This is a genomic window from Ilumatobacteraceae bacterium (genome assembly GCA_033344875.1).
Classification (GTDB): domain Bacteria; phylum Actinomycetota; class Acidimicrobiia; order Acidimicrobiales; family Ilumatobacteraceae; genus Ilumatobacter.
Window position 1 is genome coordinate 3,318,414 of sequence record JAWPMO010000001.1, and the last position, 12,947, is coordinate 3,331,360.

Genomic DNA, 12,947 nt, shown 5'->3' on the forward strand with positions numbered 1-12,947 from the left:
CCCGACGACCACTCGTCACACGCACACCACCACCCGGACGGAGCAACCAACGTGCTGGAACTCGCCAACGTCGAAGTCGTCTACAACGACGTGATCCTCGTGCTGCGCGGCCTGTCGATCGAGGTCCCCGACGGCCAGATCGTCGCGCTCCTCGGTGCCAACGGTGCCGGCAAGACCACGACGTTGCGCGCCATCTCCGGCTTGCTCGACAATCACAACGGCGAGATCACCAAGGGCACCGTCTCGTACAACGGCGAGGTCATCAACGGCAAGAAGCCGTCCGACATCGTGCTGTCGGGCATCACGCAGGTGATGGAGGGTCGGCGGGTCTTCTCCGATCTCACCGTCGACGAGAACCTCGTCTGCGGTGGCATCACCGTCAAGGACAAGGCGCAGACCGACGCGGCGTACGAACGGGTCATGGACCTGTTCCCCCGCCTGGCCGAGCGCCGCAAACAAGTCTCCGGGTACCTCTCGGGTGGCGAGCAGCAGATGCTCGCCATCGGACGTGCCCTCATGGCCGGCCCGAAGCTGCTCGTGCTCGACGAGCCGTCGCTCGGCCTGGCCCCCAAACTGATCGAACAGATCCGTGACATCATCGTCGACATCAACAAGCAGGGCACCAGCGTGCTGCTGATCGAGCAGAACGCCATGATGGCGCTCTCGATCGCGAACTACGGCTACATCATGGAGACCGGCAAGGTCGTCATGGACGGCGACGGTCAGAAGCTCCTGGCCGACGACGACGTCAAGGAGTTCTACCTCGGCCTCCACGGCGACGAAGGCGAGAAGAAGTCGTTCAAGGACGTCAAGCACTACCGGCGCCGGAAGCGGTGGGCATCGTGATCGTCGACCTCACCACCCGTTCGGCGGCGCCTCGCCGTTCGGTTCGCGCTGGCAGCGTGCGGTGGTGCCGACACGGGGACCGGGCTGCGGTCGTCACTGGATTCGACTGGAGCATTTCATGACCGATGACATTTCGATTTCGGGGATCCCGACGCGGTCGGCCGACGTGCCACCCGGAGTGCCGCTGCTCGACGTCAGCAACATCACGCTCCGCTTCGGCGGCGTCACGGCGATCAACGACGTGTCGTTCGACGTCCACCCCGAAGAGCTGTTCGCCATCATCGGTCCCAATGGCGCCGGCAAGACGTCGATCTTCAACACGATCAGTCAGGTGTACCGACCGCAGGAAGGCACGATCACCTTCGAGGGCGAATCGATCATGGGCACCCGCCCCGACCGGATCGCCGAACTCGGCATCGCACGCACGTTCCAGAACATCGAACTGTTCCCGCAGATGAACGTGATCGACAACCTGCTCACCGGACGCCACATCCGGATGAGCGGCTCGATCTTCGACGGCGCGCTCTGGTTCGGCAAGGCCAAGCGCGAGGAGATCGAGAACCGCCGCAAGGTCGAAGACATCATCGACTTCCTCGAGATCGAACAGTGGCGCAAGCACCCGGTCGCGCTGCTGCCCTACGGGTTCCAGAAGCGGGTCGAGCTCGGGCGAGCGCTCGCGATGGAACCCAAGCTGCTGCTGCTCGACGAGCCGGTCGCCGGCATGAACCTCGAAGAGACCGAGGACATGGCCCGCTTCATCCTCGACATCAAGCGCGAGCTGAACATCCCGATGGTCATGGTCGAGCACGACATGGGGCTCGTGATGGACATCGCCGACCGGGTGATGGTGCTCGACTTCGGGCAGCGGATCGCGATGGGTACCCCCGACGAGGTGCAGGCGAACCCCGACGTCATCGCCGCCTACCTCGGCTCCGAATTCGCCTGATTGCGGCCGGTTGCGGCGATCGCTTCGTTGCGGCTCGCCGCTCTCCATCCCAAGATGGAGAGGGCTCGTCGCGCCTTGCGCTCCCCACAACCGATCCGCAATCAGCGAGCTGAGATCGGTTGATTCGTGTGGCGTGTTGCGACGCCCTTGTTCGGGTTCGTCGCGCCTTGCCCTCGACCACCTCGATCACCGCTCAGCGGGGTTGGGGTGGGCCGCTCGACGTGTGCTTCGTGAGGGTTTCGGGTTCGGGTCGTGGGGCCTTGACCGCGTCGACCTCGATCCCGAACCAGCGAGCTGAGATCGGTTGATTCGTGTGGCGTTTCGCGACGCCTTTGGTTCGACGGAGGGGGCAGACCCCCTCCGATCACTCGGTGACGGGGCGGCCGACCTTTCTGGTGCGGCCTCGGAAGAGGGCGATGGGGGTGGCGTCGCCGTCGGGTTCGTCGGACGCCGACACCGTGACGTCCCAGACCGCCGAGCGCCCGCCGCCTGCCCGCCGTTCGGCGACCGCGGTGAGCCACTGACCAGCGGTGCCGGGTGCGAGCCAGTCGATCTCGGCCGAGGTCGCGAACGCCATGTCGTTCTCGGAGTTGCTCGCGAAGGCCATCGCACTGTCGGCCAGCAGGAACGTCATCCCACCGTGGACGACCGCGAGCCCGTTGCACATGTCGGGGCGGATCCGCATCCGGGTCACCGCACGTGTCGGCCCGGCCTCGAGCAACTCGATCCCGAACGCCGGTGCGGTCGCGTCGCGGTCGTACATCGCACGAGCGACGGCGTGATGATCCATGTCGGCATCGTAGAACCTGACTCGCGGTCCGCCGACGGTGGCGGACTACCGTGGCGTCGCATGCGGGCTCCGGGGTTGGTCATCGTCGTCACCGCGCTCGCGGTCGGATCGGTCGCCGCCGCGTCGGCAACGGCGATCGTCGCGCCCGCCGAGGTGGGCCGTGAGGCCTACCGCGTCGCCCCGCCGTTCCGCCCCGACCAGACCTCGGTCGAACGCGCCGTCGACGCGGTGATCGAACTCGTCAACGACGAACGGGCCCGTCGCGGCCTCCCGGTCATGCGGCCGCACGAACTCGTGACCGCCGCCGCGATGGCGCACGCCGCCGACATGGCCGACCGGCGGGCCATGGTGCACGTCGGTGCCGACGGTTCCGACACCGGTGAGCGTCTCGACCGCGCAGGGTTCGTCTGGCGTTCGTGGGGCGAGGCGATCGGTGGGGGTTACGGAACGCCCGAGCCGCTGTTCGATGCGTGGATGGCGAGCGACGAGCACCGCCCTCACATCATCGGCGAGCACTTCTACCTGGGTGTCGGCGTCGCGACGACGTCCGACGGCGTGCCCTACTGGGTGCTCGTCGTCGCCAGCTGACGTCGGACTCCCGACCTCGCGCACCGCGGGTCGGCGCCACACCCCGTCGGTACCCTCGTAGGGGTGTCCCGTGATCGTGCGCCCTTCGTCGCCCAGGGCTCCTGGCGTTCGGGTGCGCTCCACGTGTGGGGCTGGAACGGCGAATCGCCGGCGTCGGCCGCGTGGCTGTACGGCGGCTTCGGTCGCAGCCGCTGGAGCGCCGACGCCGAACAGGGCTGGCACGACTCCCCGATCAGCTACGGCGAACTCGGGCGCATCCAGCTCGAACTGCCCGAGGGCGGCGTGCGTTCCGTGCCCGCCGTGCAACTCGACCCGTTCGGCGCGTCGGTCTGGCTGTCGGAGACGCCGACCGGCGACCAGCTGTCGCCGTCGCTGGCCTGGTTCGCCCGGTTGACCTCGTTCGCGGTCCGCCTGGTCGGTCAGCGACGGGTCGTCCCCGAGGTGCTCGACGAGGGCCCGTTCACCGTCGCCCGATGGCGACCGGTGCTGTCACCCGAGTACGACGACGCGTTGGCGTACGCCGCCGCCAGCGCACCGGCGATCTGCCGCAACGGCTCGTCGGCGTCGACCGTCGACATCCTGCGCGCGCTCGTCGACGGCCTGGCGCGTGCCGTCCTCCACCACGGTGGCTGGAAACCCGACCTCGGACGCCAGCGGTCCAGCGAGGTGCAGGCGCTCCGGGCGGTGTTCACGGCGCTCGCCAAGCACGACCCGGTGATCCGTTCGGGGTCCGACGAGTTCCACCACGCGGTCGACGACCTGTCGCGGTCGCTCGATCGGCATCGGCTGCGGTTGGCGGGCGAGCCCGTCGTGCGCGGCCGCGTGCGACTGACGCTGCCCGACGATCCGGGCGACCCGTGGCTGGTCGAGCTCGAACTCGTCGACGACGCCGATCCGGGTCGGTGGTGCTCGGCCGACGACGTCTGGAACGGCTCGCCCCGAGCGGTCGACCTCGCCGGCGGCGAGCACCGCCTTCCGGTGCTCGTCGCCGAGGTCACCTCGCTGTGCGACGTCGTCGCCCCCGCCGTCCCCGGGCTCGCCGACCTCGCCTCCCAGCACGAGCCCGGTGCGGTCGAGCTCGACCTCGAGGAGGCCGACGACTTCATCGACATCGCGCCGGCGGTCCTCGAACGTCTCGGCATCGAACTGATCGGCCCCGAGCACCTCGTCACCGCCGGGGTCAGCGTGCGGGCGACGGCGACCGACTCGCCCAAAGACGATCGCAAGGCGCGGTTCGGCAAGGAGGCGCTCGTCGAGTGGGAGGCGATCATCGACGACACGCCCGTGTCCCAGGCCGACATGGAACGCGCCGAGGCGGCCGGTGCCACGTTGATGCGCGCCGGGCACCGCTGGGTCCGCATCGACCCGGCCGGGCTCCGGCGGGCCCGGGCGCTCATCGAGCAGCAGCGGTCGAGCAAACAGGCCGTCGGTGCGGTCGAACTCCTGCGGCTCGCGGCCGGGCACTCGCCCGACGGTGAGACGCCGGTCGAACTGGTCGCGGGCGGCGAACCCGGTGACGCACGCCCGCTCGATCCGCAGTCCGACGAGGCGATGGCGGCCGACCCGGGTTGGGTGCGGTCGCTGCTCGGCGGCCTGCCCGACGAGCGGCTCGAAGAGGTCGAGGAGTCCGATGCCTTCGTCGGCGAACTCCGCCACTACCAGCGGCGAGGACTCGGCTGGATGCAGTTCCTGGCTCGCGTCGGACTGGGCGGTTGCCTCGCCGACGACATGGGGCTCGGCAAGACCGCGACGACGCTGGCCCATCTGGTCGAGCGCCCCGGACCGCACCTCGTCGTGTGCCCGCTGAGCGTCGTGCACAACTGGGAGTCCGAGGCGCACCGGTTCACCCCGGGCCTGACCGTGCTCGTGCACCACGGGGCCGGTCGGCAGCAGGGCGCGCCGGCTCTGTTCGGCCTGGCCGATGCCGACATCGTGGTGACCACCTACGGGTTGCTGCCCCGCGACCTCGAAGCGCTCGGTGAGGTCGACTGGACCACGGTCGTCCTCGACGAGGCGCAGATGGTCAAGAACCCGAGCACCAAGGCGGCCAAGGCCGTCCGCCAGCTCCGGGCGGCCCAGAAGCTGGCGCTGACCGGCACGCCGGTCGAGAACCGACTGTCCGAGCTCTGGGCGATCCTCGACGCCTGCAATCCGGGTCTGCTCGGCAGCCAAACCAAGTTCCGCGAACAGTACGCCGGGCCGATCGAGCGCAGCAACGACGCCGAGGCGGCCGAGCGCCTGCGCACGCTCACCCGACCGTTCGTGTTGCGCCGCACCAAGGCCGACCGCCGGCTGCTGCCCGATCTGCCCGACAAGATCGAACAGATCGCGTACGCCCAGTTGACCAAGGAGCAGGCGACCCTGTACCAGCGAGTCGTCGATCAACTCCTGGTCGACGCGAAGGAGATGGAAGGCATGCAGCGCCGGGGCCGGGTGCTGTCGGCGCTCACCCGTCTGAAACAGATCTGCAACCATCCGGCACACGCGCTCAAGGACGGATCACGGCTGGCCGGACGCTCGGGCAAGCTCAACCGATTCGACGAGTTGGTCACCGAGCTCCTCGACGTCGACGAGCGAGCGCTCGTCTTCACCCAGTTCCGCGAGATGGGCGACCTGTTGCAGATCCACCTCCGAGAACGGTTCGAGATGCCGGCCCCGTTCCTCCACGGTGGGGTGTCGCGCACCGGTCGCGACGCCATGGTTGCGGCGTTCCAGTCCGGCGAGGCACCGCCGCTGCTCCTCGTCTCGCTGAAGGCGGGCGGCACCGGGCTCAACCTCACCGCGGCCAGCCAGGTCATCCACTACGACCGATGGTGGAACCCGGCGGTCGAAGACCAGGCAACCGACCGCGCCTGGCGCCTCGGCCAGCAGCGCACCGTCAACGTCCACAAGCTGGTCTGCCAGGGCACCGTCGAAGAACGCATCGGCCAGGTGATCGACGAGAAGCGTGCGATCGCCGACGCCGTGATCGGTACCGGTGAGGCGTGGCTCTCCGAGCTGTCGACCGACGATCTGGCGGAGCTGGTGCTCCTGGAGGCCACATGAGCCGCCCCCGCAAGCCGTACGGGCCGAACCCTCCCGGCCGGTTGCTCGGCACGATGATCAAGGTGCTCGCCGCCGAGATGAGCGATCAGGGCCGACTCGCGCGTGGCAAGCGGTACTGGGCCGACGACGCGGTCATCGACATCGTCGTGGGTCACGGCGCGGTGACCGCCGAGATCCAGGGCTCGCGTCCCGAGCCGTACGTGGTCACGATCGAGGCGTCGAGCGGATCGGGCGTTCCCGGCAAGCGCGACGTCTGGGCGCAATGCACCTGTCCCGACGACACCGGCACCGGTGCCGATCTGTGCAAGCACGCGGTCGCCGCGTTCTTCACTCTCGCCGACGAGGTGTCGATCGACCCCGAACTCGTCGACCGGTGGCGTCGCAGCGCGCGGCGCGACCGTCCCGACGCCGAGGTCACCGAGCTCCGACCCGCCCGCCACGACGACGAGGATCACGACGACGAGGATCTTGACGATCACGACGACGATCACGACGACGAGGGTGCCGAGGTGATCGAGCTGCGGCCTCGGATCGATCCCGACCTCGACGCGATCTCACATCTGCTCCGGTCACCTGCGGGGGCCTCGCCGCCCGAGTTCCCCGAGGTGACCGAGCTCGAGCACGGTCTGATCCGTGATCCACTGCTCGCCGACGTGCTCGCCGACGCGCTCGACCATCTCGCGATCCGCTGGGAGTGAGCCCGGAGGTCGACGTTGTGTGGCGGTCCGAGTTCGGGGTGTGGCAGGCGCAACGGTCGGTCGGGTCCTACACTCGGCCGCATGTCGGGTGAGATCACAGCGGTCGTGCAGGCCTTGGTCAACAACGTCGATGCGGTGGTGCGCGGCAAGCACCACGAGATCCGCATGGCGGTCGCCTGCCTCCTGACCGAGGGACACCTGCTCCTCGACGATGTGCCGGGAACCGGCAAGACCTCGTTGGCCAAGGCGATCGCGGGCTCGATCGGCGGCACCTGGAAGCGGGTCCAGTTCACCCCTGACCTGCTGCCCAGCGACATCACCGGCGTCATGGTGTACGACCAGTCGACCAGCGTGTTCAACTTCCGCGAGGGGCCGGTCTTCGCCAACGTGCTGATCGGTGACGAGATCAACCGTGGCAGCCCCAAGACGCAGTCGGCCCTGCTCGAGGTGATGGAGGAGCGGCAGGTCACCACCGACGGGGTCGCGCGCGCGGTGCCCAGACCGTTCTTCGTGGTCGCGACGCAGAACCCGCGCGACTTCCAGGGCACCTTTCCGCTGCCCGACGTGCAGCTCGACCGCTTCACGATGCGGATCAGCCTGGGCTACACCGACCACAACACCGAGGTCCGCGTCCTCGAGGACTACCGGCGCAGCTCGCGCGACGTCTCGGTCAGCGCCGTCACCGACGCCGAGACGCTGGAGTCGGTGATCGGCCAGGTCGACGAGCTCGAGGTCGCACCTGGGGTGCACGACTACATCGTCCGGATCGCCGAATCCACGCGCGGCCACCCCGACCTGCGGCTGGGTGTGTCGACCCGTGGCACGATCGCCCTGTTGCGGGCATCGCGGGCGTGGGCGGCGACCGCCGAGCGCGACTACGTGACGCCCGACGACGTCCAGGACGTGGCACCGTCGGTGTGCTCGCACCGGATCGCCCTGACCCCCGAAGCCGAGCTTCGAGGGTCCGACACGGCGAGCATCCTGGCGAACCTGCTGGACGAGGTTCCGGTACCCCGCAGCCGAGAGGGCTGATGCTCACTCGGTCGGGTCTCGGAGCGGCCGTCGCCACGATCGTGCTGATCGTCTGCGGGACGTGGTGGCGCTACGAGGAGCTCGTCGTCGTCGGGGCCGCGCTCGCGGTAGCGCTGGTGATCGCGCTCTGGAGCGCGCGTGCGACGCAGCGCGCCGACGTCGTTCGAATTGTCACGTCACCGAGAGTCGCCCGCGGCGATCCGGTCAGGGCCATCTATCGCGTCACCAACCCGGGTCGGCGCCGTCTGGCACCGATGACGATCGTCGACGAGTGCGATGAGCAGGTCGCGCGGGTTCCCATCGGTGAGATCGGGCCGCTCGACCGGACGGAGGCGGTCGGTCTGATCCCGACCCGCCGACGTGGGCTGTTCCCGATCGGCCCGTGGGCGATCGAGCGCACCGACCCGTTCCGCCTCGCCGTCGGCCGCCGCCAGAGCGACGCGACCGGTCAGATCATCGTGCACCCACGGATCTACCCGCTCGCCGGTCCCTACGGGGCCATGCACACGGTCGAGGACGAGGCGATCGTCCGTACGGCCGCCTCCGACCCGTTGAGCGGGTTCGTGTCGCTGCGCGAGTACGTCGACGGCGACGACCCCCGGCTCATCCACTGGCCGACCTCGGCGCGTATGGGCACCCTGATGCTGCGCGAGCACGTCGAACTCCGTCGGCCCGAGTTCACGGTGGTCCTCGACGCGGTCGACACCGCGGCGACGGCCGACGACTTCGAAGAGATGGCCGATGTCGCCGCATCGGTCTCGGTGCACGCACTCGGGAGCGGCGTGACGGTACGGCTCCGCACCACGTCCCGGGAGTTCCCCGGCGCCGCTCGGCCGATCGATCGCGACACGCAGGTGCTCGATCTGCTGACGCCGGTCCGACAGTGCGACGACTCGGCGTCGCTCGCGTTGGCGGAGATCTTCCAGGGTGGACTCGACCACTCGACGATCGTGTTCATCACCGGGCCGTCGGGGCCGTCGACGACGCTCCGCAACGCCGATCGTCTGTCGGTGGTCCGGATCGGCGCCGGGGCCGAGGCCGGCATCGGCATCACGATGGCGGCCGATGACGCGGTGACCTTCGTCCAACGGTGGCGCCCGTGGATGTGACCCGACTCCGCCTAGTGCTCACCACGGCGCTCGGGGTGCTGCTCGCGCTCGTGGCGAGCAACGCCTTCGACTCGACCCAGTGGCCGCTGCTGCTGCCGGTGGGGATCGCGGCGGTCGGCGCCGTGCTCGTCGTCAACCGCCGTCTGGTGCTGCGACTGGCCGTCGGCACCGTGGCGGTCGTCGGGGGCGTGTTCGCCGCCACCCTCGCCGCCGATGGCGCACCGAGCGCAGCGTGGAACGCGCTGGTCGAGGGGCCGCGGCAGCTGCTCACGACCGAGTGGCCGAGCCCGGCGGTCCCGTCGGTCGTCGGCGCGGTGGCATTGCTCGTGGGTGTGACCGTGGCGATCGCGCTCGACCTGGCAGGCCGTGCGCGTTGGCACCTCGCACCGCTCGGGGTGATCGCGATCGGGTGGGTGGCAGCGCTGTCGATCGGTGCGCCGGTGCGCCCACCGATCTGGGTCTTCGCGCTGGGTGGTGTCTGCGCCGTCGTGTTCGCGCTCACCCGTCACGATCGGGGCGTCGCCGGAGCCTCCGGGGTCCTCGCTGCCGACCGCACGATCGCCATGTCGGTCGTCGCGATCGCGGCCGTCACACTCGGCACGGCGTCGGCGGTCGCGTGGGCCGACCGGGCCGATCCCCGTCGCACCGCCGATGCCGAGACCAACGCCGCGGTGCTCGACCCGATCGAGGCGATGGTCGCGCTCCGCCGTGCCGACCCGCCGTTCCCCCTGTTCTCGATCGTCGATCGGTCTCGTGTGGTCGGTCAGTCGTTCCCGGCCCGGTGGCGGATCGCAGCGCTCGACACGTACGACGGCCAGCGCTGGGTCCCGCGCGTCACGCTGCGCCCGATCGGCGGACGGTTGGGACTCCCGACCCCACCGAGCGTCGAACGTCCGCCGGCCGTCGACTACGAGTTGACCTACGAGTCCGACGACATCGCCCTGTTGCCGTACCCGGGTGCGCCGCTGTCGGCGTCGGTCGACGTCGAGACCGACCTCGGTCGCGTCGTCGTCCGCCCCCTCGAGGCGCCCCAGGTCGACGACGTCGTGATGATGTCGTCGGAGGTCGCGCCGACGTCGCGTTCGGCGCTCGACGGCACGGTCGGCAGGCGCCCGGTCGACGACATTGCCGAGGGTTTCGGCGACCGGGCGCGGGCCCTGGTCGACGAGGACACCACCGTCATCGAACAGTTGCGCCAAATCGAAGCGACGATGCGCGACGAGTGGCAGCTCGACCCGTCGGCCCCTGGAGGCGGGCAGCAGCTCGCGTTGATCGACCGGTTCCTGGGCGAGACGACCCGCGGGACCCGTGAGCAGTTCGTGACCGCGTTCGTGCTGTTGGCCAGGTCGCTCGGGGTCGATGCGCGGGTGGCGACCGGATTCATCGTGCCGCCCGAATCGATCGGACCGTCGCTCGTGCTCGAGTCGAGCATGGCATCGGTCTGGCCGGAGGTGCGGTTCGAGAACGTGGGATGGGTGCCCTTCGATCCGGTTCCGCAAGTGGTGTCGCCCGACGACGGCGACCCCGAGCCGCCCCCGGAGGCCCAGACCCCGGCGGCCGCTCAGCCGCCGATCGCGCCACCCAACGAGGACGTCGAGCCGACCGACGAAGAGGTCCCCGAGGTCGTGACCGCGACCGATCGATGGGACGGTGTCCGCCGATGGCTGCAGCGTGGTGCGGTGGTCTCCGCGATCGGGCTGCTCCCGATCCTGCTCGCCGTCGGCCTGATCGTCGGCATCAAGTGGCGGCGCCGTCGCCGTCGCCGTCGTGCGCCCGATCCGGTCGCCCGCATCAGGGGTGTCTGGGCCAACGCGACCGACGCGCTCGTCGACGCCGGGATGACGATCGGTCCGAGCTGGACCGACGACACCATCGCGTCGTCGGCGGCGTCGTTGGCGCCGAGCGTCCCGCACGAACTGCGACGCCTCGCGGCGATGTCGACCCAGGTCACGTTCGGTGCCGCCCACGGTGCAGACGCGCTCGCGGACGACGCCGTGCTCACCTCGGCCGCGGTCGATCAGGCGGTCCGGGACGAACGAACCCGCTGGCAGCGCGTTCGTTGGCGCCTCAGCCTGCGGTCGTTGCGACGCTCGACCCGGTCGCCGGTGTCACCCGACTGACGCCGTCTCAGCCACCGACGAGTTCATCGCGCAGCGTGCGCTTCACGAACTTGCCGTTGGCGTTGCGCGGGAGCTCCTGGGAGCGGAACCAGATCGAGGTGGGGACCTTGAACTTCGCGAGGCGCTCGGCCAGGAACTCGGTGAGCTCGTCGTCGGTCATCGAGCCCCCCGAACGGAGCACGACCGCGGCGCCGACGGCTTCGCCCAGCCGATCGTCGGGCACGCCGAACACCGCCGCCTCGGCGACGTCCGGATGCTCGTAGATCGCCGCCTCGACCTCGGCGCAGTACACGTTCTCGCCGCCACGCAGCACCATGTCCTTGACCCGGTCGACGATGAACACGAACCCGTCCTCGTCGATGCGGGCGATGTCGCCCGTCCGGAACCACCCGTCGACGATCGCGTCGGCGGTCGCATCGGGCCGGTTGAGATACCCCTTGATCACGATCGAACCGCGGACGCAGAGCTCGCCGAGCGCATCGGGACCCTCGACGACCTCGCCGTCGGCGTTCTCCAGTTTCGCGTCGAGCGTCGGGACCACTCGCCCGCACGACGCCGGTTTGGCCGTGTACAGCGTGGCCTGGTTCGCCGTGACGATCCCGTGTGTCTCGGTCAGGCCGTACCCGGTCGACGGTGCGCCACCGGCGAGCGACCGGTCGATCTTGGCGACCAGATCGGGCTGGATCGGCGCCCCGCCGCCGCCCATGCCCTTGACCGAGGAGGTGTCGCGGATCGCCCAGTCGGGATGCATCAGCATCTCGCGGCTCATCGTCGGTACGCCGGAGAAGTTCGTGACCCGCTCGCGCTCGATCAGTTCGAGCGCCCGAGCGGCGTCCCACTTGTACATGAAGACGATCGCGCCGCCCGCGAGGGTGCAGGGTTGGAGCAGGCAGTTGTTCGCGGTGACGTGAAACAGCGGCGTCGGCGCCATGAACACGGGCGGGGTCGCGGCCGGGTCGGGCGGGGTGACCGGCGTTCCGGCGGCGGCCGCCGCCTTGGCCTCGGCCATCGCCGACACCGTCGCCATGAACGCAAGGTTCATCACGTTGTGCACCGACCCGCGATGGGTGAGCTGTGCACCTTTCGGGAAGCCGGTGGTGCCGGACGTGTAGAAGATCGTGGCGTCGTCGTCGGGGTCGATCTCGGCAGGTGGCAGGGCGGCGGGCGCGTCGGTCGGATCGACGACGTCGTCCCAGCGGGCCGCGTCGTCGGGCAGTTCGCGTTCGCTCCGCACTGCGACGACGTGGAGGGGCAGTTCGGCCCGGAGACCGTCGAGGACCGGCAGCACCCCCTCGAGTCGTTCGTCGTCGGCGATCAGCACCTTCGGGCGTGAGTCGCGGAGGCCGAACTCCATTTCGGTACTGGTCCACCAGGCGTTCATGCCGACGACCGCAGCACCGATCGACACCGTCGCCCAGTACCCGATGACCCATTCTGGGTAGTTCCGCATGGCGATCGCGACCCGGTCACCGGACCCGACACCGTGCTCGTCACGGAGCACTCCGGCGAGTGCACGAACCCGCGCGTCGACCTCGGCGTAGGTGAGCCGCTCGTCTTCGTAGACGATGTAGGTCTTGTCACCGTGGAATGTCGCCAACTCCCAGAGCGACCGCATCGAGGGCGGGGCATTGTCGTACACCCGCATCGGGTTGCCCCGTACCTCCAGGTCGGTCATGGCGAAGGCAGCGCCCGCAGCGGTCAGTTCGTCCCAGGCCTCGTTGAAGTGCTCGATCACCCGCCCCATGATGCCCGACCCCTCGTCGGTCGGGCGAC

At 69.6% G+C, this 12,947-nt stretch carries 10 protein-coding genes; 8 read left to right on the plus strand and 2 right to left on the minus strand.

Translation table 11 applies throughout. From position 1 onward, the window contains the following. The first annotated feature begins 51 nt into the window (after nucleotides 1-51). Entirely contained in the window at nucleotides 52-846 is a 795-nt protein-coding gene (locus R8G01_15655) for an ABC transporter ATP-binding protein (protein MDW3215437.1), read from the plus strand. 118 nt (nucleotides 847-964) lie between these two features. Continuing rightward, nucleotides 965-1,792, plus strand: coding sequence for an ABC transporter ATP-binding protein (locus R8G01_15660; GenBank protein ID MDW3215438.1), 828 nt, complete (start codon nucleotides 965-967; stop codon nucleotides 1,790-1,792). A 364-nt stretch (nucleotides 1,793-2,156) separates the two neighbouring features. Here R8G01_15660 and R8G01_15665 read toward each other — a convergent pair whose 3' ends face one another. After that, entirely contained in the window at nucleotides 2,157-2,582 is a 426-nt protein-coding gene (locus tag R8G01_15665) for a hotdog fold thioesterase (GenBank protein ID MDW3215439.1), read from the minus strand. A 60-nt stretch (nucleotides 2,583-2,642) separates the two neighbouring features. On the opposite strand from R8G01_15665, the gene R8G01_15670 reads away from it, so the two are divergent. The 6 genes from R8G01_15670 (at nucleotide 2,643) to R8G01_15695 (ending at nucleotide 11,174) form a co-directional block, all read left to right on the plus strand. Continuing rightward, complete coding sequence (locus R8G01_15670; GenBank protein MDW3215440.1) at nucleotides 2,643-3,170, plus strand: CAP domain-containing protein; 528 nt, start codon at nucleotides 2,643-2,645, stop codon at nucleotides 3,168-3,170. Nucleotides 3,171-3,233: 63 nt separating this feature from the next. Further along, entirely contained in the window at nucleotides 3,234-6,215 is a 2,982-nt protein-coding gene (locus R8G01_15675) for a DEAD/DEAH box helicase (GenBank protein ID MDW3215441.1), read from the plus strand. Further along, the gene (locus R8G01_15680) at nucleotides 6,212-6,913 is read left to right on the plus strand and encodes an SWIM zinc finger family protein (protein MDW3215442.1); all 702 of its coding nucleotides are present in this window, start codon (nucleotides 6,212-6,214) and stop codon (nucleotides 6,911-6,913) included. The genes R8G01_15675 and R8G01_15680 overlap by 4 nt, the downstream gene beginning before the upstream one ends. Before the next feature lie 81 nt (nucleotides 6,914-6,994). Beyond that, the gene (locus R8G01_15685; GenBank protein ID MDW3215443.1) at nucleotides 6,995-7,945 is read left to right on the plus strand and encodes a MoxR family ATPase; all 951 of its coding nucleotides are present in this window, start codon (nucleotides 6,995-6,997) and stop codon (nucleotides 7,943-7,945) included. Then, nucleotides 7,945-9,054 (plus strand): DUF58 domain-containing protein, encoded by a 1,110-nt coding sequence (locus R8G01_15690; protein ID MDW3215444.1) that lies wholly within the window; start codon nucleotides 7,945-7,947, stop codon nucleotides 9,052-9,054. The genes R8G01_15685 and R8G01_15690 overlap by 1 nt, the downstream gene beginning before the upstream one ends. Continuing rightward, nucleotides 9,045-11,174, plus strand: coding sequence for a transglutaminase domain-containing protein (locus R8G01_15695; GenBank protein MDW3215445.1), 2,130 nt, complete (start codon nucleotides 9,045-9,047; stop codon nucleotides 11,172-11,174). The genes R8G01_15690 and R8G01_15695 overlap by 10 nt, the downstream gene beginning before the upstream one ends. 7 nt (nucleotides 11,175-11,181) lie before the next feature. Here the strand turns inward: R8G01_15695 and R8G01_15700 are convergent, their stop codons facing one another. After that, nucleotides 11,182-12,918, minus strand: a complete 1,737-nt coding sequence (locus R8G01_15700) for a class I adenylate-forming enzyme family protein (protein ID MDW3215446.1) — start codon at nucleotides 12,916-12,918, stop codon at nucleotides 11,182-11,184. Nucleotides 12,919-12,947 lie beyond the last annotated feature (29 nt).